General features: G+C 66.7%; 21 protein-coding genes and 1 tRNA gene. 5 read left to right on the top strand and 17 right to left on the bottom strand.

The annotated features are described in order from the left end of the window. From CA234_RS05075 to CA234_RS05035, 9 genes are all read right to left on the bottom strand, one after another. Nucleotides 1-798 (bottom strand): SDR family oxidoreductase, encoded by a 798-nt coding sequence (locus CA234_RS05075; RefSeq protein WP_125971806.1) that lies wholly within the window; start codon nt 796-798, stop codon nt 1-3. An 8-nt stretch (nt 799-806) separates the two neighbouring features. Further along, on the bottom strand, nt 807-1,919 hold the full coding sequence (locus tag CA234_RS05070; RefSeq protein ID WP_126001050.1) for a fumarylacetoacetate hydrolase family protein: 1,113 nt from the start codon (nt 1,917-1,919) through the stop codon (nt 807-809). A 116-nt stretch (nt 1,920-2,035) separates the two neighbouring features. Then, nucleotides 2,036-2,692 (bottom strand): dTMP kinase, encoded by a 657-nt coding sequence (locus tag CA234_RS05065; protein WP_125971810.1) that lies wholly within the window; start codon nt 2,690-2,692, stop codon nt 2,036-2,038. A 237-nt stretch (nt 2,693-2,929) separates the two neighbouring features. Further along, nucleotides 2,930-3,406: a hypothetical protein gene (locus CA234_RS05060; protein WP_241213247.1), complete on the bottom strand. Its 477-nt coding sequence runs from the start codon at nt 3,404-3,406 to the stop codon at nt 2,930-2,932. 95 nt (nt 3,407-3,501) lie between these two features. Continuing rightward, nucleotides 3,502-4,557: a sigma factor-like helix-turn-helix DNA-binding protein gene (locus CA234_RS05055; RefSeq protein ID WP_126001049.1), complete on the bottom strand. Its 1,056-nt coding sequence runs from the start codon at nt 4,555-4,557 to the stop codon at nt 3,502-3,504. 237 nt (nt 4,558-4,794) lie between these two features. Further along, nucleotides 4,795-5,865, bottom strand: coding sequence for a peptidoglycan-binding protein (locus CA234_RS05050; protein ID WP_125971814.1), 1,071 nt, complete (start codon nt 5,863-5,865; stop codon nt 4,795-4,797). Beyond that, on the bottom strand, nt 5,862-6,293 hold the full coding sequence (locus tag CA234_RS05045) for a hypothetical protein (protein WP_125971817.1): 432 nt from the start codon (nt 6,291-6,293) through the stop codon (nt 5,862-5,864). Before CA234_RS05045 ends, CA234_RS05050 begins: the two co-directional genes overlap by 4 nt. Next, nucleotides 6,290-7,663, bottom strand: a complete 1,374-nt coding sequence (fliI, locus tag CA234_RS05040; protein WP_125971819.1) for a flagellar protein export ATPase FliI — start codon at nt 7,661-7,663, stop codon at nt 6,290-6,292. Before fliI ends, CA234_RS05045 begins: the two co-directional genes overlap by 4 nt. Nucleotides 7,664-7,676: 13 nt before the next feature. Continuing rightward, nucleotides 7,677-8,081, bottom strand: coding sequence for a flagellar biosynthesis repressor FlbT (locus tag CA234_RS05035; RefSeq protein ID WP_125971821.1), 405 nt, complete (start codon nt 8,079-8,081; stop codon nt 7,677-7,679). A gap of 197 nt (nt 8,082-8,278) precedes the next feature. Here CA234_RS05035 and CA234_RS05030 point away from each other — a divergent pair, with 197 nt between their 5' ends. Genes CA234_RS05030 through CA234_RS05020 form a run of 3 tightly spaced genes read left to right on the top strand, consistent with a single transcriptional unit; the run spans nt 8,279 to nt 12,648 of the window. Then, nucleotides 8,279-9,595, top strand: coding sequence for a flagellar hook protein FlgE (locus CA234_RS05030; protein ID WP_125971823.1), 1,317 nt, complete (start codon nt 8,279-8,281; stop codon nt 9,593-9,595). Between the two features lie 28 nt (nt 9,596-9,623). Continuing rightward, nucleotides 9,624-11,729, top strand: coding sequence for a flagellar basal body rod C-terminal domain-containing protein (locus CA234_RS05025; protein WP_125971825.1), 2,106 nt, complete (start codon nt 9,624-9,626; stop codon nt 11,727-11,729). A 13-nt stretch (nt 11,730-11,742) separates the two neighbouring features. Next, nucleotides 11,743-12,648, top strand: coding sequence for a flagellin (locus CA234_RS05020; RefSeq protein ID WP_126001048.1), 906 nt, complete (start codon nt 11,743-11,745; stop codon nt 12,646-12,648). Here CA234_RS05020 and CA234_RS05015 read toward each other — a convergent pair. After that, nucleotides 12,635-13,240 (bottom strand): uracil-DNA glycosylase family protein, encoded by a 606-nt coding sequence (locus CA234_RS05015; RefSeq protein ID WP_125971829.1) that lies wholly within the window; start codon nt 13,238-13,240, stop codon nt 12,635-12,637. The two genes, CA234_RS05020 and CA234_RS05015, sit on opposite strands and share 14 nt — an antisense overlap. A gap of 23 nt (nt 13,241-13,263) precedes the next feature. Between CA234_RS05015 and folK the strand changes: the two genes are divergently transcribed. Together folK and CA234_RS05005 are read left to right on the top strand one after the other, a co-directional pair. Further along, complete coding sequence (gene folK, locus CA234_RS05010) at nt 13,264-13,740, top strand: 2-amino-4-hydroxy-6-hydroxymethyldihydropteridine diphosphokinase (protein ID WP_125971831.1); 477 nt, start codon at nt 13,264-13,266, stop codon at nt 13,738-13,740. A gap of 12 nt (nt 13,741-13,752) precedes the next feature. Then, a tRNA-Lys gene (locus CA234_RS05005) sits at nt 13,753-13,828 on the top strand. Between the two features lie 97 nt (nt 13,829-13,925). Here the strand turns inward: CA234_RS05005 and CA234_RS05000 are convergent. The 7 genes from CA234_RS05000 to CA234_RS04975 all read right to left on the bottom strand — a co-directional run bounded on the left by CA234_RS05000 (nt 13,926) and on the right by CA234_RS04975 (nt 20,193). Continuing rightward, nucleotides 13,926-15,359, bottom strand: coding sequence for an MBOAT family O-acyltransferase (locus CA234_RS05000; protein ID WP_126001047.1), 1,434 nt, complete (start codon nt 15,357-15,359; stop codon nt 13,926-13,928). A 4-nt stretch (nt 15,360-15,363) separates the two neighbouring features. Further along, a complete protein-coding gene (locus tag CA234_RS04995; protein WP_126001046.1) occupies nt 15,364-16,482 on the bottom strand; it encodes a hypothetical protein in 1,119 nt (372 codons plus the stop codon). Beyond that, the gene (locus tag CA234_RS04990; protein WP_206431088.1) at nt 16,479-18,389 is read right to left on the bottom strand and encodes an HAD-IIIC family phosphatase; all 1,911 of its coding nucleotides are present in this window, start codon (nt 18,387-18,389) and stop codon (nt 16,479-16,481) included. The genes CA234_RS04995 and CA234_RS04990 overlap by 4 nt, the downstream gene beginning before the upstream one ends. A gap of 64 nt (nt 18,390-18,453) precedes the next feature. After that, nucleotides 18,454-18,693, bottom strand: coding sequence for an acyl carrier protein (locus CA234_RS04985; RefSeq protein WP_206431087.1), 240 nt, complete (start codon nt 18,691-18,693; stop codon nt 18,454-18,456). Nucleotides 18,694-19,118: 425 nt separating this feature from the next. Next, a complete protein-coding gene (locus CA234_RS24740; RefSeq protein ID WP_241213246.1) occupies nt 19,119-19,376 on the bottom strand; it encodes a hypothetical protein in 258 nt (85 codons plus the stop codon). Next, entirely contained in the window at nt 19,319-19,498 is a 180-nt protein-coding gene (locus CA234_RS24735) for a transposase (RefSeq protein WP_241213250.1), read from the bottom strand. Before CA234_RS24735 ends, CA234_RS24740 begins: the two co-directional genes overlap by 58 nt. Nucleotides 19,499-19,791: 293 nt before the next feature. Beyond that, nucleotides 19,792-20,193 carry a DUF2846 domain-containing protein gene (locus CA234_RS04975; protein ID WP_206431086.1) on the bottom strand — a complete coding sequence of 134 codons (402 nt, stop codon included), beginning with the start codon at nt 20,191-20,193 and terminating at the stop codon, nt 19,792-19,794. Nucleotides 20,194-20,249: the final 56 nt, after the last annotated feature.

Here is a 20,249-nt window from a genome sequence, read left to right as displayed (position 1 = left end):
TTATCTCCAGCCCGCATCCACGAAGAATTCGTGGCTCGTTATCAGGCGCGCGTCGTCCGATGCAAGGAACAGCGCCGCGGCGGCGATGTCGTCGGGGACGAGGCGACCGGGCAGGCACTGCGCCTTGACGATCTCGGCCTCGCCCTCGGGCGTGTACCACTTCATCTGGCGCGGCGTCTTGACGTTGCCGGGGACGATACAGACCGAGCGGATGCCGTCGGGGCCGAGCTCGCGCGCGAGGCTGCGGGTGAGGCCTTCGATCGCCGCCTTGGCAGTCTGGTAGAGCGTCAGTTCCTCGAGGGCGAGGTGCCAGGAGATCGAGCCGAGGTTGATGATCACGCCGGCGCGCTTCGCCTTCATCGCCGGGATCACCGCCTGCGCCATGAAGAACTGGTGACGCAGGTTCACGTTGATGCGGTTGTCCCAATATTCCGGGGTCACCTGCTCGATCGTGTGGCGGTCGTCGTTGGCGGCGTTGTTGAGCAGCACGTCGAAGCCGCCCTCGGCGTCGATCAGCGCCTGCACCTGCGCCTGCGCGGCGCGGACGTCGGTGAGGTCGACCTTGTAGAAGCGCGGCGCGATCGCGGCGCCCGACAGGCTGGCGACCAGCGCCTTGGAATCGTCCTCGGCGATGTCGAAGAAGGTCACGTCGGCGCCCTGGCGGACGAACCCCTCGACCAGTCCGGCGCCGATCCCCGAACCACCCCCGGTGATCAGGATGCGCTTGCCCTTCAGGCTCGGATAGACGGCACGCTCAGCGGCCGGAATCGGGCCCTGCTGGAGATCGGCTTGCGACATGGACACCCTTACGCGTTGGAGAGAAGGCCGCGGGCGGCGAGGTTGCGCATCAGATCGCGGATGCCGAACGTCCAGGGCGCGGCGGCCTTCGACGTGGTGACGCGGTTGACGAGCGTGCCGAGCTTCGGCGTCGAGATGCGGACGACGTCGCCCGGCTTGTGGGTGAAGCCGCGGCCGGGATGGTCGCGATCCTGCACCGGCGCGAACAGCGTGCCGAGGAACAGCGCGAAGCCGTCCGGATACTGGTGCTCGCTCAGCGTCTGGCGGACCAGCTCGGTCGGGTCGCGGCTGATCTCGCTCATCTTGTTGGTGCCCGAGAGGCGATAGCCCTCCGGCCCGTCGATGGTGAGGTCGACCACCGCGCCGCGCACGTCGTCCATGGTGAAGTTGTCGTCGAACAGGCGGATGAACGGTCCGATCGAGGTCGAGGCGTTGTTGTCCTTCGCCTTGCCGAGCAGCAGCGCGCTCCGGCCCTCGAAGTCGCGCAGGTTGACGTCGTTGCCGAGCGTCGCGCCCTTGATATTGCCATTGCGGTCCACCGCGAGCACGATTTCGGGCTCGGGGTTGTTCCAGTCGCTGTCCGAGCGGATGCCGATCTCGGCGCCCCAGCCCATCGCCGACAGCACCGGCGCCTTGGTGAACACTTCCGCGTCCGGCCCGATCGCGACTTCGAGATATTGCGACCACATGCCGGCATCGATCAGCGCGGCCTTGAGGCTGGCGGCTTCCTCGGTGCCGGGGACGACCGCGCGGATGCCCGAGCCGACCTTGGCCTCGAGGTCGCCGCGGATCTCGGCCGCCTTGGCCGAATCGCCGCGGGCGCGCTCCTCGATCACGCGCTCCAGCGCCGAGACGGCGAAGGTGACGCCGCAGGCCTTCACGCACTGCAGGTCTACCGGCGCGAGGATCGCCGGCGCCGATTCGGTGCCGAGCGCCTCGACGCTGCACAGCAGCTCGCCGCCGAGCGTGGCGATGTCGTCACGCTCCAGCAGGTCGGCGACGGTGGGCGCGGTGGCCGACACGTCGATCACCTGGCCGTCGCGGAGGATCACGGGGCTGGGGCCGGCAGCGGTCTGCACACGACCGACCAGAATCGCCTGCGCATGATCGGCAGGCAGCATGTCTCTAAGCGCTTCCAAGGGACCTCTCACCAACTCGTTTCGGATTGTGATAGCGCTACCATTGGCGCTCGGCCAAGGCAAATGTCAAGAAGGGCATAGCCGGGTTCAGCGCCGTTTCAAATATAAGATAAAATTTCGGCGACGATCGCCTCGGGCGCCCGCATCGCGCCGTCTTCGCTGGCGCGGACGACCTTCCACGGCCCCAGCAGATCGGCGGCGACGATCGTCTCGTAATTGCCGCGCACGCGCTGCTGGAGCGCGATGTCGGCCTCATATTCGTCGAAGCTGCGATCGGTGTAGCTGCGCTGCGCCTTTTGCAGGATCAGCGCGCGGGCAAGATCCCAGGGGGTGTCGAGATAGATCGACAGCCGCGGGCGGGGCAGGGCGAACTGGCCGGTTTCCAGCGCGAGGATCCAGTCCATCAGCGCGCGGCCCTCGTCGCCGCCCAGCTTGGCGCCCTGATAGGCCATGTTCGAGGCAATGTAGCGATCGAGCACGACTACGTCGTGGGTCGCCTGCGCCTCGAGCAGCGCGTCGCGCCACTCGAACCGATCGAGCGCATAGAGCACGGCCGCTGCGTGCGGGGTGACGGGGACGGGAAGTTCGCCGGCGAGCATCTTGCCGATCGTCACCCCGGCGACGGTCTCGCCATAGCGCGGGAAGCCGAGCACGGTGGCAGTGCGGCCCGCGGCCTGCAGCGTCGCGCACAGCCCGCGCGACGCGGTGTTCTTGCCGACGCCGTCGGCGCCCTCGATCGCGATGAGTTCACCCATGCGGGCGCCATAGCATGGTCCGATGGGTTGTCATCAAGACTCCCCTGCGCTCGGCAGGAGGGAAGCGCCGCGGCACAACGATCGTCATTCCCGCGAAGGCGGGAATCCATTTGCCAGGGCGCTGGAGGCAGGAACCACAGCTTCAGCGCCAATGGATCCCCGCCTTGGCGGGGATGACGTTGGGTGTATGAATGCCGATTCCCTTTTTGCCGCAACCGCCGGAGGGAGTGGCTCCCCTCAATGGAACGACGCCGTCTCCGGCGGCGCGCAGAGCAGCGCGCAGGGGCCTTCGCCGTCGAGCGGCAGGATCGCGGTGAGCGCGGCCTTGCCGCCGGCATGGTCCATCAGCCAGCCGGGCTCGGCCACGGCGGGACGCTCGGGCGAGAAGGCGACGCCGATGCCGTCGGTGATCACGCCGAGCCGGCGGGGCGGGGTGGGCCAGCGGCCGGAGAGGTAGGTGATGCAGGCAGCGGCCGCGTCCTGCAGCGCGCCTTCGTCGCTGTCTTCGGGGCAGAAGCCCTCGGGGGTGGCGTCGATCTCGGCCACCAGGCGGAAATCGTCGCCGCGCCACCAGATCATCCGCAGCGAGCCATCGGTCTCCTGCTGCAGACCCAGAAAAAGCCGACCGCCCGCCGGAAGCAACGGTTGCGCGCAGCGCACCATTTCCTCGGCCAGTTCGGTCAGCTTGTAGTTCGACCGGGGTAGCATCTGCATCGCACCTCGGCCGAGTATCTGGGGGTTTCGGGGCATCGGATCGTTCCGGGAAGGGGTACCCTTCCCTTATAGAACGCTTTTGCCCCGATCGGGTATCAATGCAGCGCAGCGCGGTTCGCAAGCGGGGCGGCGGCGATCGCAATCGCCTCCACGGTCTCGCGGTTCGCCTCGGCTGCAACCACCGTGTCGATGCTCGCGGCGTCGATCGCGACGACGCTGGAGAGCAGGTTGTGCGGCTGGCTGGCGTCCGGCAGGATCGGCGTGGCGTTGCGGGCAGCCGCCGGCTGGCGGCGCTTGGCGGTGGCGGGCTCGCCATATTCGGCCATCACCGAGAAGCGCGGATCGGCGGCGGCGATCTCGGCGATCACCTTGGCGGCGCGCTTGGTGATCTGGCGGACGCGCTCCTTGGTCACGCCGGTTTCCATCGACAGGTCGTCGAGCGTGGCGGTCTGGAACACGCGGCGGGCGACGATCTCGCGGTCGCGCTCCAGCTTGGCTTCCAGCTTCTCCAGCTCGGCCGGATCGATGCCGTGGGTGGCGGTGCGGAGACGCGGGCCTTCGCGGCGCAGGGCGGCTTCTTCCCGCTTCGGGCGGGGACGGCGGCGGAGCTGCTCGATGCCCACCTTGCGGAGGTGATCGACATAGGCCTCGATCAGCGAGGCGATCGCGCCATCGGCGAGATAGTCCGACGCGGCGCTCTCGGTGCGCTCCAGGGCGTCCTCGTCCTCGATCATCGCTTCGGGCGACATTTCGTCGCCGTCCGCCGAGGTGACCATCGCGCTGAGCGAAACGGTGGTGGCTTCGACCTTCTTCGCCGAGGGGCGCTGGTCGGTCATCAGGCGGAAGCGCAGGCTCTGCAGCTCGCCGCGGATCTGCCAGTTGACGAAGGTGGTGAACTGGGCCTTTTCCGGCTCATAGGCCTGGATGGCGCGGTGCACGGCAATGGCGCAGTACTGCTCGGCGTCGTCCCAGTGGGCGGTCAGGCCATACTGGCGGATGAAGTGACGGATGCGGGGAGCGATCAGCTTCAGGATGCGGGCAAAGGCGCGATCGATTTCAGCGCGCTGACGGTTGGTCTGCTTCCCGTCCTTGGGCGCGTTTTCGATGACGGTTTGGACTGCGGCCTCGAGAGCGATCGTGATCTTCGACATCTGTATTCCCCTGGTTCAGCGCCGGTCCGATCGTTTCGGCGCCGTCGACAGGAGACACATTTCGTCTGAAACCTTTAAAGGAGTGCTAATCGCGAGCTTAGGTAGTTTTCCGCAAACGCACTCCCAAGCTTTATAGCAACGCCGATTCGCTTGGCGAGCCAAGTGCTTGAAAAAATGATGGTTAATCACTGTTCAACGGTGTCGCGAACAAGTGAGAAAACGGACTAAATGGCTGTTTCAGGAGGAGAATTTGTCCGGCTGGACGTGGCGATCGATGAAATCGAGTAACCATTTCCGGTGGGCGCTGGTCGCATCGCCGGCGCTGGCGATGCGCTGATCGGCCGCCGATCCGCCGACCTGCGCGGCAAGTAACGTGCGCGCACGCTCTGCATCAATATTGCCCGCAAGAAACTTCTTTGCATCGCCGAGGCCCAAATGATGGCCGAGATAGGCCGCCTTGGCGAGCGTTTCCGAATCGGCGCGCACGTTGAGGCCCGCCGATTCGAAATGTTGCAGATTGTTCTTCGCCATGTCGGCGACGCTCAGGATTGACGCTTGCGGATCGTAGCGGAGCGCGAGCAGTTCGCTGCGGCGCGCCGGATCTATCTTGCCCTTCGCGGTAAGCCAGCCGCGGGCCTGGGCGACTTCGTTCAGCCAGGTGCCGCTCTGTTCGGCGAGCGTCTGCCAGGTGCCGCTGAGGAACTGGCCGAGCCCGGCCGCGCTCGAACGCGGGTTGCGCGACAGCGGGTTCCAGCTGCCGTCCTGCCCCTTGCCGGCCTCGGCATCGACGATCGCGGCGATCGCGGAGCGCGGGATGCCGCTGCGCGCCTCGGCGGCGGCGAGGGTGTCGGCGTAACGGGCGTTGCTGCCCAGCGCGAGCCCGCCCGAAAAGCCGCCCGTCTTCGGGAAGCCGTTTGCGCCGGAAAGCGCACTCACCACCGAACCCGAGGCGGGCAGGGTTGCATGCTCGGCGACGGCCGGCGTGCGGCCGGCGCCGGGGTTGAGCGCGCGCTTGGCGAGCGCGGCGATATCGTCCGGCGCGTCCTCGTCATGGCACGAGCAGGAACACTGGCACTTGCACTTGCCCTTGGCCGATTTCGGCGCCTGGGTGCCGAGCAGTTCGAGCAGCGAATCCATCGCCATGTCCGATCCGCCGCCCAGCGGCGAGCGGGTCTTGTCGTTGTCGCGCTCGCCATCGCCGATCGCGGCCCGCCATAGGCGGGTCGAGAGTTCGGACTGGGCCTGCGCGTAGATCACGTTGGCGCGTTGCGCCGGCGTGAGCGCGGCAAGGTCGGTACGGTGGATCATGCGGCCTTCACCAGCATCCGCTTGCGCTCGCGCAGGAAACGCGCCGCGGCGATGTCGTCGATCGCCGCCTGTTCGGCGGCTTCGGCTTCACGCTCGGCCTCGGCGCGGAAACGCTCGGCGGCGCTCTCGATCGCGCGGCAGGTGCCATAGGCCTCGCGCGCCAGCTCGCGAAGATTGAGCAGGCGGGCCTGTTCGGCCACGACTTCCTCGGCGATGCGTGCCTGGGCGTGCTTGGCGGTGGCGAGCCACGCGTCCGAGGCGAAGGGCAGGGCATGCGCCAGCACGCGCTCCTCGCGGATGCGCGCGACGAGGTCGCGGCCCTGCTGCTCCAGTTCGGCGATGCGCTCGATCGCCGCGCCGATCCGGACCTTGAGGTCGTCGACGGTGCGCTGCTGCATGCGCAGCGCGGTATCGAACGGCGTCCTCATGCGGCGAGACCCACGTCATGGCCGTGGCCATGGTCCGGATCGCCCGCGGCCTCGCCGGAGAGGATCGCGGCAAGCTCGGCGAACGCCGCCTCGGCATGGCCCTGGTCGTTCTTGCCCTGGTTGAGCAGCGCCTCGATGCGGGGCGCCAGCGCGACGGCGCGGTCGACGTCCGGCGAGGAGCCCGCCTTGTACGCGCCGAGCCGCACCATCTCTTCCATGTCGGCATAGGTCGACAGCAGCTTGCGCGCGGCGAGGCGGACCTCGTTCTGCTCATGCTCGAGGCAATGGGGCAGGGTGCGCGAGACCGACTTGAGGATGTCGATCGCCGGATAGCGGCCGCGCTCGGCGATTGCGCGGCGCATCACGACATGGCCGTCGAGGATGCCGCGCACCGCATCGGCGACCGGCTCGTTATGGTCGTCGCCGTCGACCAGGACGGTGAACAGCCCGGTGATCATGCCCTGGCCGGGCGCGCCCGGGCCGGCGCGCTCGAGCAGGCGCGGCAGCTCGGCGAAGACGGTGGGGGTGTAGCCCTTGGTCGCCGGCGGCTCGCCCGAGGCGAGGCCGATCTCGCGCTGCGCCATCGCGAAGCGGGTGACCGAGTCCATCAGGCACAGCACGTTGAGGCCCTGATCGCGGAAATGCTCGGCAACGGCGAGGGTGGTCCAGGCGGCCTGGCGGCGCATCAGCGCCGGCTCGTCCGAGGTGGCGACGACGACGACCGAGCGGGCCATGCCCTCGGGCCCCAGATCGTCCTCGATGAATTCCTGTACTTCGCGGCCGCGTTCGCCGATCAGGCCGATGACGGCGACGTCGCACTGGGTCCAGCGCGCGAGCATCGACAGCAGCACCGACTTGCCGACGCCGGAGCCGGCGAACAGGCCGAGGCGCTGGCCGCGGCACAAAGGCACGAAGGTATCGAGGCAGCGCACCCCGGTCTCGATCCGCTCTGCGACGCGCGAACGGCCGGCGGCGGCGGGCGGGGAGGCCTTGATCGGCTGCGGATCGGCGCCGTTGACCAGCGGGCCGAGCCCGTCGACCGGGCGGCCGAGGCCGTTGATCATGCGGCCGAGCCAGGCCTTGGACGGGCGGACGGTGAACTGGCCCGCGCCCAGCTCGGCGATCGCGCCCAGGCCCACGCCTTGCGGATCGACGAAGGGCAGGCACAGCGCCACGCCGCGGTCGAGCGCGGTGACCTCGGCTTCCACCTTGCCGGTGGGGGACTGGATCTCGACGCGACTGCCGATCTGGGCGACGCCGGTCAGGCCTTCCACTTCGATAAGCGCGCCGCGCACCGCCACCACGCGCCCGAAGCGACGGTCGGGGACCATCTCCTTGATGGCGCGGGCGGCACTGGCGAGCGTCTGCATCGCGCGGGCTCCTTCAGGCGGCCTGCGTCGTGGCGGTGTCGGCCGCGGCGGCGTCTTCCATCGCGATCAGTTCGCGGGCGGCGGCGAGCGCCTTGTAATATTCGGCCTGGGCGAGGTCGTTGGCGAAGCGGATGCACAGCTCGCGCGCCTCGGCGGTGCCCAGGCTGGCGATCAGCAGGCTGAGCAGCTGGACGACCGCGTCATGATGCGCGTCGCGGCCCGCGGGATCGATATAGGCGAGCATCGTCGCGAAGTAGAGCTGGCGGGCAGGGGTGGTCGCTTCCTCGGGCCGCATCACTTCGCGGCCGCGCAGGATCGATACCATATTCTCGACGGCGATCTGGGTCCGGCCGACGGCGCGCAGCACTGCGCCGTTGACGATCGCCTTCTCACCGTCCCGGAGCGTGATGCGAAGCATGGCACAGGCCTTTCGATAAGCGTTCCTCAACTTATAGGTGCGTTGCAGGCGCGGGTGGGCAAACACCCGGCAAATTTTGCCGCCCCATGCGCGGATGCGGCAAAAATCGCCCCGCCGATTTGGGCGAACTGCTCACCCCTCTACAATGAGGATGTCGCCGGCGTGGGGATCGCGCGGGCATTCGAGGAGTTTTAAACTTGAGCCTCTATTCCGCTCTTTACGCTGGCGTTTCCGGGCTGAGCGCGCAGTCGAGTGCCATGGCCACCGTCGCCGACAACATCACCAACATCAATACCGTCGCCTATAAGGGCGTCGAAGCCCAGTTCCGCACGCTGGTGACTGATGGTCGCACCTCGGCGAGCTATTCGGCAGGTGGTGTCGCGGCCGCGCCGCTCGCACAGGTTTCCAAGCAGGGCCTGCTCCAGGCCTCGGGCAGCAGCACCGATCTCGCGATCGACGGCGGCGGGTTCTTCATCACCCGCACCGGTCTGGCCGAGAACGACCCTGTCGCCTATACCCGCGCGGGCTCGTTCAAGCCCGACGAAGAAGGCTATCTGCGCAATTCGGCCGGCCTCTACCTCTATGGCTGGCGTCTAGATGCGACTGGTGGCTACACCAACACCGGCAATCTCGACCAGCTGACCCCGGTCCGCCTGACCGACCTGGTCGGCACCGCGGCGCCTACCAACAAGCTGCAGGCGCACATCAACCTCCAGTCGAGTGCGGCGAACTACGATCCGACCTCGCCGTCAGGTCCCTACGCGGCCGGCAAGATGGCGGACGGCACGATCACGCCGCAGTTTTCGCGCTCGTTCACCGTCTATGACTCGCAGGGCAGCGGCCACGAGATCAAGATGTCGTTCCTCAAGACGGCCGCGAACGAGTGGCAGATGGAAGCCTATGCGGTTCCGGCGAGCGACGTGACCGCCGCCAACGGCCTGCTGCGCTCCGGCACGGTCAAGTTCAACGGCGACGGCAGCCTCAATCTGGGGGCATCGACCGCAAATCTCTTCGACCCGCTCACCATCACCTATACCAACAGCTCCAGCTCGGTTCCGATCACGCTGGACATGGGCAAGGACGGCGCCACCAACGGCCTCACCTCGTTCGGTGATCCCTCGTCGCTCGTCACCGGTGGCACCAATGGCGGTACGCTGGGCAACATCGCCGCGACCGAAGTCTCGAAGGACGGCGTGGTCAGCGCGATCTTCGACGATGGTGCGAGCCGCCAGGTGTTCCAGCTGCCGATCGCGACCTTCCCGAACCCGAACGGTCTTACCCGCATCTCGGGCAATGCCTATTCGTCGAACCGCGCGTCGGGCTCGATGACGATGAACCCGCCGGGCCAGCTCGGCGCGGGCAAGATCTCGTCGAGCACGCTGGAAGCCTCGACTGTCGATCTGGCAGGCGAGTTCACCAACATGATCCGCTTCCAGCGCGCGTACAGCGCATCGTCGAAGATCATCACGACCGTCGACGACATGCTGCGCGAAGTCAGTGATCTGAAGCGCTGACGACGACTGAGGCCGGGGGACGCACGACATGGCGCTGAACGATATCCTAGGAACCGCCGCTTCCGGCCTGGCAGCTGCCCAGGCCGGGTTGAAGGCGGTATCGAACAACATCGCCAATGTCGGCGTCACCGGCTATGCCCGCGAACGGGTCAACCTGACCACGTCGGTAATGTCGGGCAACGTCACCGGCGTTTCGGTGGGCGAATTCGAACGCGTCGCCGACCGCTTCCTGGAAGCCACCGTCTATCGGCGGGCCGGCGACTATGGAAAGGCGGAGGTCACCTCCGGCTATCTCGACCGGCTCCAGTCGCTGCTCGGCGAGCCCGGCGCCAAGTCCGGCCTGCCGGCACGGCTGGATGCGATCAACGCCTCGGCCATCGCGATGACGGGCTCGCAATCCTCCACCCAGACCAGCGCCGTGTTCATCGGTAACGTCTCGGACGCTATCTCGTCGATGCAGCAGCTCACCAAGGACGTCCAAGGGCTGCGCAGCGACGTGGAGTCTGAGGTCGGCTATTCGGTCGACAAGATCAACACGTTGCTCCGGCGCATCTACGACCTGAACGGCACCGTATCGCAGGCGACCGGCCTCGGCCGCAACGCCAGCGGTGCCGCCGACCAGCGGATGAGCGCCATCGAAGAGCTGAGCGGCATGCTTTCGGTCAACGTTCGCGACCAGCCGGACGGCCGGGTGATCATCGAGACCACCTCGGGCCAGATGCTGCTCGACTCGCGCCTGCGTCAGCTCGACTATCCGAACAAGGACAGCGGGGTCGGCAACGCCTTGGCGACCTACCCGGATATCTCGATCCGCTTTTCGGACAAGAACGGCAATCAGGGCGCGCTGACCGGTGAGAAGCTGGAATCGGCAGCGGTCGGCGGCAAACTGGGCGGCCTGCTCGACCTGCGCGATCGCACCTTGCCCTCCTTCTCCGAGCAGCTGGGCGTGACGTTCAGCGGTCTTTCCGAGGCGCTCAACGCGGTATCGAACGAAGGCACCACCATGCCGCCGCCCGCCAGCCTCACCGGCCGGCAGAGCGGCCTTACCGGCACCGACCGGCTGGGCTTCACAGGCAAGGCGACCTTCTCGGTGGCCAGCGCCTCCGGCACGCTCGTCGCCAAGACCGAGATCGACTTCGACGCGCTGGGCGCCGGCGCGACCGTGAACGACATGGTGGCCGCGATCAACGCCGGGCTGGGCGGCGCGGCGACCGCAAACTTCACCAACGGTGTGCTGAGCTTCACCGCTGCGGGTGCCGGCAACGGCGTGGCGATCTCGCAATCCTCGACAACGCCGAGCAGCCGCGCCGGCGTCGGTGTGTCGCAATATTTCGGCATGAACGATCTGATCCGCAGCGACAGCAGCACGCTGGTGCCTACCGGCTTCACGGCGGCGGATCCGCACGGCTTCACCACCGGCCAGACCGCGCAGGTGATCCTGCGCGACTCGTCCGGCCTGGCGCTGACCAGCTACACGCTGCAGCCGACCACTGGCGGCACGATGGGCGACGTCATCACGCAGCTCAACGGCAGCAATCTCGGCAAGTTCGGTTCCTTCTCGCTCGATAGTCGCGGACGGGTTCGCTTCGACCCGGCGAGCGGGCTATCGGGTGCGTCGCTGACGATCGCTTCGGATTCGACCGACCGCTTCGGTAGCGGCCGGAGCTTCTCGTCGCTGTCGGGCCTCAGCGGAATCAACAGCGGCCTCGACGTGGCCCAGGTCCGCAACGACATCGCCAGCACCCCGTCGAAGCTGCCGCTCGCCCGGGTCGACACCAGCGTCGCGGTGGGCAGCAAGGCGATCGGCGCCGGTGATACCCGCGGCGCCACTGCCTTTGCCGACAAGCTGGCGAGCACGCTAGATCTCGGCAAGGACGGCGTGATCACGGTGGGCCGCTTTTCGACGGCGTTGCTCGGCCGCGCTGGCCTGGAAGCCAGCCAGGCGCAGAACCGCTTCGACGATGCCGACGCGCGCAAGTCCGACGCGGTCAACCGCCGCGACAGCTATTCTGGCGTCAACATCGACGAGGAACTCTCGCAGATGGTCGTCCTGCAGAACAGCTATTCGGCTGCAGCACGCGTGATGAGCACCGCCACGCAGATGTACGACACCCTTCTCCAGATGGTCCGTTAAGGGGAGCTGACCCATGACCCGTGTTGCCACCATTCCGCTCCAGCGCACCATGGCCAGCGCCATTTCGACCGCGCAGGAAAAGCTCGCGATCACCCAGAAGCAGCTGTCCACCGGCAAGAAGGCGACCGACTTCGCGTCTCTCGGCACCGAGGCGGTGCGCAACCTGTCGGCGCACACGCTGCTCGAGCAGCAAAAGGCGCAGTCGAACGTCGCCAAGCGCGTCGGCATCACCATGTCGCTGTACCAGGGCCATATCGAGGGGGTGCAGACCACCAACACCGACTTGCGCAAGCAGATCCTGTCGGCGATCGGCACGGGCCAGTCGGCGGGCCTGCAGCAGGCGATGGAGAACGGCTTCTCCCAGATGCGCTCGTCGCTGAACGCGGCAGAAGGCGGCGTGCCGCTGTTCGGCGGCTCGCAGACGGACAGCGCGCCCTTCTCGGTAGCGACGCTCGCCGATGCCGCGACGGTGCCGGCGGACCAGGCCTTCCATGACGACAATGTGCTCGCGAGCGCCCGCGTTGCGGACGGCCTCGACGTGCAATATGGCGTCAACGCCAGTTCGTTCGGTTCCGGCCTGTACGAAGCCTATCGGGCGATGGCGCAGATCGGCCCGATCGGCGACAAGCTCACCGACGCGCAGATGACTGCGCTCCAGGGCGTCGTCTCCAAAATGGATGCGGGCCTGAAGCAGCTCGGCACCGTCAACGCCGATAACGGCCGCAAGCAAAGCCAGGTCGAAGACCTGACCAAGCGCGGCGAAGAGCGTTCGCTGCTGTTGCAGCAGGTGATCCAGGACAATGAGGACGCGGATCTCGGCCAGGTCGCGATCGACCTGTCGCAGCAGAAGACCGTGCTCGAGGCGAGCTATTCGGTGTTCTCGCAGCTCTCCAGCCTGAGCCTCGTCAAGTATCTCTGAGCGCGATCGCGCGCGCGAACACCGCAGTCAGCATCGGCTCGGTCAACCGGCCGATGTTCTGATTGTACCGTGACACGTGATAGCTATCGAGCACCGTCTGCCCCTTCGGCAGGCGGTGCTCGGCGCCATGTGTGAAACGCGCCTTGGGCAGCTTGCCGCCCAGCGCCTTCACCGTCGACTGGTGGGCGATCTCGCCCAGCGCTACCACGATCGGCGCGCGCAACTGGCCCATGAGGAACGGGCGGCAGGCATGGATTTCGGCCGGCGTGGGGCGGTTCTCCGGCGGCAGGCAGCGCACCGCGTTGAGGATCTGCACGCCCTTCGGTTCGCCTGCTTCCGCCAGCCCGAGCTTCTCCAGCACCGTGAGGAGCAGCAATCCCGAATCGTCGCCAGTAAAGGCGCGGCCGGTGCGGTTCGCGCCCGTCCGTCCGGGGGCCAGGCCGACAATCGCGATCGGTGCGTCCGGATCGCCGAGCATCGGCACCGGCGCGTTCCACCATTCGGGCTGCTCGGCGCGCAGCTGGGTGCGCAGCGCGACGAGGCGGGGGCAGCGCGGGCAGTCGCGATCGGGTTCGGGGCTTGGCGTGGACATGCGCCCGCGATAGGCGCGGGGGCGTGTCTGTCACAAGCTACATCCTCGCCCTGGGTTCGAACCGTCGCGGCCGCCACGGCGGGCCGCGTGCCGAGGTGCAGGCGGCGCTGGCGGCGATCGGCGGCGCGCGGGCGGTGTCGCGCATCCACGAGACGCCGCCGCTAGGCCCTTCGATCCGCCGCTTTGCCAACGCCGCCGCCATCATCGAGACCGACGAGGCGCCCGAGGCGCTGCTGCGCCGGCTCAAGAGCATCGAGCGCGCCTTCGGCCGGCGGCGGGGGCAGCGCTGGGGCGCGCGGGTGATCGATCTCGATATCGTGCTCTGGTCGGGCGGCTGCTGGGCAAGTCCCGTACTGACGATACCGCACCCCCAGTACCGTGCCCGCCGCTTCGTGCTGGCGCCGCTGGCGGAGGTGGCGCCGCATTGGCGCGACCCGGTGACGGGGCGGACGACGCTTCCGTTGCTGCACGCGGTTGACCGGCGGCGCCCCTGCGCCTAGGTGGCGGGATGTGGGTCCGTAGCTCAGTCGGTAGAGCAAGCGACTTTTAATCGAGAGGTCCCGGGTTCGAATCCCGGCGGACCCACCACCGCCTCTCCACGTCCCCGACTTCCTTCAGTAAGCATCCTTCCCCGGAGTGCTCCCTCGAAGCCGTGTGGAGAGCGGTGGCGTTCTGACCGCCTGTACTAGAAGGTCTTGTACACCACGTCCGGCGCCGGGCCGTTCAGCAACACCGTAGTGCCGATGAGGATGATCAGCATCGCGGTCGACAGCGCCGTGCGCCAGTAGCGCGATGCGGGAACGGCGACGGGATCGACCTTGCGCGCCTCGATCGGCCCCTGCACTGCCCGGAGCAGGCTGAGTGCCGGCATCGCGACCAGCAGTACCAGCACCCAGCCGCAGGCAACCGCCGGCCAGCCCGCCTGCTGGATGAACTGTCCCAATTGCCCCCAGGTCGACCAGAACCACAGCAGCGTGAAGGCGAACCAGGTGAAGGTCAGCGCGCGGCAAAACACCCGGTACCAGGGCTCGGCCGAGAGTTGCTTGTAGCCCTTGCGCGACAGCCGCTTGGTCATCGCGACCTGGTAGAGCTTGTTCATCGCCACGCCGCCGCCCTGCAGCACGCCGAAGAACAGGAACATGCTGGTTTGGCCGTGCCATGCGCCGACCAGGAAGAACGTGACGAAATAGGCAGCGACCGCGAGATAGGGCTCGATCGCGGGCGACGGTATCCGCCGCATCGCCGTCATCAGGAACGGCGTGTAGACATAGACCTTCAGCCAGTTGGACAGGGTGATGTGCCAGCGCGACCAGAAGGCGATGAAGTTCTCCGCGATGAACGGATGGTGGAAGTTCTCGGGCAGGCGGATGCGGAACAGGCGCGCGCAGCCGATCACGAAATCGGTGTAGCCGGAGAAGTTCGCGTAGAGGAACAGCGGATAGATCGCGCCGATCAGCGCGCAATAGAGCACCCGCATCGGGAAGGTCGGCGCCACCGCGAGATCGGCGATCGCCGCTTTCTGCCCCTGCATCAGCAGGGTCGAGACGATGGCGACCTTGAACATGCCGACGATGATGCGCTCCGCCGCCCATCCCGCAGCGAACAGGTCCACCTTCTCGCCGTTGCGCTCCTGCTCGCGATAGTCCTGGTAGAACTGGATCGGGCCGGAGACCAGCGCGGTGAAATTGAGCGTGTAGTTCAGATAGTCGAGCGGGGAGATCCGCTCCTTGATCTGCCCCTGTCCGGCATCGATGATCAGGTGGAGCACGCGGAAGAAGACGTAGGACAGCCCGACCGTGGTGTAGAGGAACGGAAGGTTGATCGCGGCCGGGATGAAGGTGTAGCGCTTCAGCCAGAAGAAAGCGAAGAGGATGACGGCGATCAGCACCGGCAGGCGCCAGCGCGGACCCTGCGCCATCAGCAGCCTGGTGCCGAGGAACCCGGTGAGCAGGAAGCCCGCATAGGGCAGCGCCTGTTGCCAGCCATGCACGAAGGTCGACAGGAAGATCAGGTTGATCAGCAGCAGCAGCCCGCGGCGCAGAATGCCGGCCGGCAGCAGGTTGTACAGGATCGCACCGAGGACGGCGAAGCCGAGAAAGGGAAAGGAGGGGACGTTCATCGCTTCATTCCTTCCCGGCGGATGCGCTGCACTTGCCGTCGCGCAGCGAGGAGGCGAGCAGTCCGCTGACCATGCCGTCGGCAATCAGGCTGTTGGCCGCGCCGGTCGGGTGGCTGTCGACGTTCATGTAGAGCGACGCCGCATCTTCCCGATTGCCGAAGCTCGCGGTCAGGTCGCGGTAAATGATCCCGTGCCGCGCCGCGATCGCACCCAGCGCGCGATCGATCGCGTACGGATCGACGCCCGGATAGGCCTTGCGCAGCGTCAGGATATCCGCCTGGGCCTGGTGGGGCACGAAGGCGAGGATCAGCGGTACCCCTTGCGCGTGCACCTGCCCAGCGATGTGTGCCAGCGCGTGATCGGCGAAGGTCAGGCGCCGCTGCCATTCGCCGTTGAACGGCGGGCGCAGGAAGCCAGCGCGATCCCCGGAGGTGAGGAAGCCGTTGAGATAGCTCTCGGGCTGGCGGTACAGCATGTGCTGCGCGAAGGTGGCGAAGCGGCTGACCTCGAGGCTGTCCTTGATCTTGCCGAGAAGCTCGCGTTTGGGCGCGGCCGGAACCGCCTCGGGCTGCCAGGCCATGTCGAAGTCGCCCGGCGGCAGCCGCTGCAGATCGAAGGGGGTGACGATCATCAGCACCGCGTCGGGCTTCAGCTGGAGCGCGGGCTGGACGGTGCGGGCGACCTGGTTGAGATTGTACACGCCGCCGAGATTTTGCACGTCGACCGGCCGGCCGCAGATCTTGGACAGCGCGTCGGAGGTGCGATGCCACCAGGTCTGCGGGGTGGGGATGCGATAGCCCCAGCTGGTCGAGGCGCCGATGACCGAAATCCGGATCGTCGATGCCGGCACCGGCGCGCACGAGGTCTCCGAACGGTAGCCGCATTCGTTATAGCGATAGGTGGTCCAGTCGCCCTCGGCGACCTTGGTCCGCGAGGTGCAATTCTTGCGCGGCAGCTTTCCGAAGAAGGCATTGTCCGCGAGGCAGGCGTCGTTGGGTTGCTCGGGCATCCACCAGCGTGCCGCGACTTCGCTGCCGATTACCATCGTCAGCGCGACCGCCAGGACGACCAGCGGCAGCAGATAGCGATCACGTTTGGGAAGGCGCCGGGCAGGCGCCGTCATTGCGCCGCCTCCGCTTCGGCGCGCTGTGCGGCGCGGTGCACCGTCATCGGCGCCTCGGGCACCTCGGTCGCGGTGTCCAGCTCCCAGACGGTTCGGCCATCCGTCGCATCCGTGGCCACCTGCGTGAAGCCCAGCTCGGCGTAATGCTCGACGACCAAGGCATTGCGATCGGTGGGAATGTAAACGCCGACCAGGCGCTTCTTGCCATGCCGCCGCGCAACCTCGACCAGCTCGCGCAGCACCATCTGCTCCACCCGGCGCTTGAGCACGCGGCAGCTCATCAGCCAGGTATCGATTTCCCACGCATCGTCGCCGTGCGGCCGGCAGACGATCACCGAGATCATGCCGTTGTCGCCGAACGCGTCGGTGAGGCGGACCTGCAGGGTGAAGACATCGGGGTCTTCCTCCAGCTCCGCCACATCGGCCTCAGTGTACCGGCGGGTGGTGAGGTTGAACTGGTTCGACTTGCTGATCAGCTGCGCGATCCGCTTCCGTCCCATCGCGTCGAAGGGCGCGAAGAAGATCTCCATGTTGAGCGAGGCGAGATAGGAATCGAGATCCCCCGCCGATGCCTGGAGCGCGACGCGCTTGGCATTGTCCTGATAGAAATCGGCGCGCTTGCGATCCTCTTCGGAGAAGGCGATCGTCTCGAAATAGCCGGCGGCCATCAAGGTCCGCACATAAAGCGCGGGGTCGGCCGGCAGTTCGGGGACGGCAACCTGCGGCAGCATCCGACGGACCAGATCACGCTCCATCGGGTTGTCGTCCAGGAACACCATCGCGTCGAGGCCGAGCGAGAGCTCGTTCGCGATCGACTTGATGTTGGTCGCCTTGTCGCTCCAGTTCGCCTGGAAGACGGCGATATGGTCCTCGCGCAGCAGCATCTCGGGATGCTCGCGGAACGGCCCGCGGGCGACCGAGTCGGTGTTTTTCGAGGATACCGCCAACACCACGCCGCGCGCGCGGAGCGCCAGCGCATTCGCCTGCACGGCAAGGAAGGCTTCGCCGACCGCGTCGCCCTGGGCGATGCGGATGCCCTCCAGTCCATCGTCGCCGATCACGCCGCCCCAGACGGTGTTGTCGAGGTCGAGGATCAGCACGCGGCGCGACTTGCCCTTGATGGCGGCGATCAGCCGCGCGACATGATCGGCGTAGAACGGCGCATAGGCGGCATCGAACGGCAGCTTGGCCAGGTTCCACTGCTGCGGCGAATGCCAGTTTGCGAGGCCGACCAGCTCGGCGATCGCAGCGACGTCCAACAGCGCGTCATCGCTGGCGGCGACGCTGCGCGCCAGTTCGGTGTTGATCCGGTCGAGCGCGCCGCGCGGCGAGGCATCGAGCACGCGATCGATATGGCCAAACAGCGCTTCCGCCGGCGGGGCAAAGGTCTGGACGATCGAGATCGCGCCGCCATTCTGCCGGAAGCCCTCCCGCAGCGCGCCGATGAAGGCGAGCGCGTCGTTCACCGAGGTCGGCGAACCGAGGCCGGGCAGGGCGCGGTAATCGAGTGCGAGCAGCACGGCGTCGCACTTGCCGCTGTTGATGCCCGACTGCGGAGACATCGCCTCCTGCATGAGCTGGCCATATTCCGTCTGCACGACCTCGAGCGCGATGCCGTGCCGCACGGCGCTCGCCACCAGCAGCGGCGCGAGCAGGTCCAGCGTGCCGTTGCCGACGAGGCCGAGGCGGAAGGGAACCAGCGGCGACAGATCCGCGCCGGCCGATCGCAAGTCGGCAATCGACTGGGCCAGCTGCGTCAGCTGGCTGTCACTGAGCTGGTGCGTTGCGAGAAAGCGCAGGTCCTGCCCGATCGGGCCGGCCTTGTCGCTCAACGCCCGGCGCTGCTTGCGGAAGTCATCCGGCGCGCGCGGCAGCCACGACAAATCCTTCAGAATATCTTCGCTCACGGCCAAAGCCCCCCAGAGTAATCCGTCGCCGACTGCGGCCGTTCGCGGCGCGCGCGAGGCGACGTTAAGCGCTACGCTTCGCAGCGATTCCGTTGGCAAGTTCGCCGACATTGGCGAAGGCGCTGGCCTCCGCGGCGGAGAATTTCACGCCGAAACCGCGCTCGATGGCGAGGATGAAGCGGACGTGCGCCAAGCTGTCCCACCCGTCCACGTCGGCGGCGGCGAGCTCGGGCGACGCAACAATTTCGTCATCGTCGAACACGTCTTGTAAGATTTCGGTCAGCTTGTCGTAAATGTCTTGCAAAGCGATATTCCTCGGCTGAACTTGCTGCCTGGTGCAAAAGTCGAAGCGCCCACAGCGAATTTAACCGTTTGTTAACGGTAAGGCTTTCGCGCCGTCAAGGTGGCGGAGGCATCGCTTCGGCATAAATTTGCTGCAGTGCGGCGATTTGGATGTGGTCGGCAGGATGCCAAGGGCCAGCCCAGGTGCGGAGCGAGAACGAAAGGGCGCGCTCCTGGTCCTTTTCGCTGCCGTGCGGGCTTCGTGATCATCGAGTCGTCGGACAGGCATTGCCCCGTTCTCGCCGTCGCGTGATGGCATAGGTTTCAAGTTCCTGAGTCGCCCCGTTCGTTCGGCCGAGCGTTATCGTACCCGAGAAGCCTGGATCTTGTTGACCGGTAGCGCCATGAGGCCCTCGACAGCGTCGTAATCCGACGCTTCGCCGCCGGTCAGGAGGAAGCCGAGAGGGCGTCCTTGACTGTCACAGCGGGCGTGGACTTTGCACGTAAAGCCGCCGCGTGATCGACCAAAAGCCTCCTTATGAGTCCCCCTTTAGCGCCCGCTGCCGAAACATGGCCGCGAACCGTGGTGCTGTCGATCATGTGCTGCCAGTCGTCGGTCAACCCAAACTCGACCAGCGTGGCCAGCATCACATCCCAGACGCCTTGTTCTGCCCAGCGCCGGAACCGCACATAAACCGAGTCCACTTGCCGTAACGCTCGTGCATGTCGCGCCAGGGGCAACCGACCCGCAAGACATGCAGCATGCCGTTCAGAAATCGCCGATTGTCATGGGCAGGGCGGGCCTTTCGGCCGCGCTCGGGCGGCAGCAGCCCTTCAAGGACCGCCCCATTCCTCGTCCGTCAGATCGCCACGCGACATTGCTGCTCCCCGCAAAGAGCAGCCTTCAATCAAAGATCAGGTCGCTTGGGAATCCACTTTGTCAACGCAGCCTAACGCATCCCTCTATATACAGGCAAGCCAGCTTTGGGCGTGATCATCTGGCCTCTGCCAATTGCGAACGTTCCTTGGATAGCGAAAATCTGCGGAACTTCTATCAGCCGGAGAGGGGTTCTCGGCAGCGCATGCCGGCCTCGCTCGGGCGAGCCCGGTGACGCACCGATCAGGGGGCGGGGTCGATCGCCGCCACGTCCTTCTTCTCGAAATCCTTGCCATGCTTATCGAAGTCCGCCTGGTCGACCAGTTGTAGCGAGGCGCGTCCGGCCATGAAGCCCATCTTGATCGAGCACCGCACATAGCGCTTTTCGCCCGCTTCGACAGTGACGTCGACACTGCTGACCTTGTTCTCCAGCGTGTATTTGCCTTTTGGCACGGACCATTCTGCGTACTTGCCGCGCCCCAACTCGACGAGGACGTCGCCCTTGTAACGAATGGGGCAGGCGACCGCCGCACCCATGATGCTTTCGGGCCGGTAGAGGATGATGGTCCCACGCTCCTGTACCGCCGGCGCGGCGTCCTGACCGAGTGCGGAGAGCAGGGCGGTGGCGAGATATGGCAATAGCATTGATGGTACTTTCCCCCTGTTAAGGGCGAAACGGTGCGACGATTTCGTTTCGCATG

This window comes from Sphingomonas sp. ABOLE (assembly GCF_003950455.1).
In the GTDB taxonomy this organism is placed as follows: domain Bacteria; phylum Pseudomonadota; class Alphaproteobacteria; order Sphingomonadales; family Sphingomonadaceae; genus Sphingomonas; species Sphingomonas trueperi.
The sequence above is the reverse complement of the archived record's forward strand: the minus strand, read 5'-3'. Positions and strand labels throughout refer to the sequence as shown.

Coding starts and splice junctions, on each gene's coding strand:
- CA234_RS05075 (WP_125971806.1), bottom strand. CDS start 798: ATGTCGCAAGCCGATCTCCAGCAGGGCCCGATTCCGGCCGCTGAGCGT.
- CA234_RS05070 (WP_126001050.1), bottom strand. CDS start 1,919: ATGCTGCCTGCCGATCATGCGCAGGCGATTCTGGTCGGTCGTGTGCAG.
- CA234_RS05065 (WP_125971810.1), bottom strand. CDS start 2,692: ATGGGTGAACTCATCGCGATCGAGGGCGCCGACGGCGTCGGCAAGAAC.
- CA234_RS05060 (WP_241213247.1), bottom strand. CDS start 3,406: ATGCAGATGCTACCCCGGTCGAACTACAAGCTGACCGAACTGGCCGAG.
- CA234_RS05055 (WP_126001049.1), bottom strand. CDS start 4,557: ATGTCGAAGATCACGATCGCTCTCGAGGCCGCAGTCCAAACCGTCATC.
- CA234_RS05050 (WP_125971814.1), bottom strand. CDS start 5,865: ATGATCCACCGTACCGACCTTGCCGCGCTCACGCCGGCGCAACGCGCC.
- CA234_RS05045 (WP_125971817.1), bottom strand. CDS start 6,293: ATGAGGACGCCGTTCGATACCGCGCTGCGCATGCAGCAGCGCACCGTC.
- fliI (WP_125971819.1), bottom strand. CDS start 7,663: ATGCAGACGCTCGCCAGTGCCGCCCGCGCCATCAAGGAGATGGTCCCC.
- CA234_RS05035 (WP_125971821.1), bottom strand. CDS start 8,081: ATGCTTCGCATCACGCTCCGGGACGGTGAGAAGGCGATCGTCAACGGC.
- CA234_RS05025 (WP_125971825.1), top strand. CDS start 9,624: ATGGCGCTGAACGATATCCTAGGAACCGCCGCTTCCGGCCTGGCAGCT.
- CA234_RS05020 (WP_126001048.1), top strand. CDS start 11,743: ATGACCCGTGTTGCCACCATTCCGCTCCAGCGCACCATGGCCAGCGCC.
- CA234_RS05015 (WP_125971829.1), bottom strand. CDS start 13,240: ATGTCCACGCCAAGCCCCGAACCCGATCGCGACTGCCCGCGCTGCCCC.
- CA234_RS05000 (WP_126001047.1), bottom strand. CDS start 15,359: ATGAACGTCCCCTCCTTTCCCTTTCTCGGCTTCGCCGTCCTCGGTGCG.
- CA234_RS04995 (WP_126001046.1), bottom strand. CDS start 16,482: ATGACGGCGCCTGCCCGGCGCCTTCCCAAACGTGATCGCTATCTGCTG.
- CA234_RS04975 (WP_206431086.1), bottom strand. CDS start 20,193: ATGCTATTGCCATATCTCGCCACCGCCCTGCTCTCCGCACTCGGTCAG.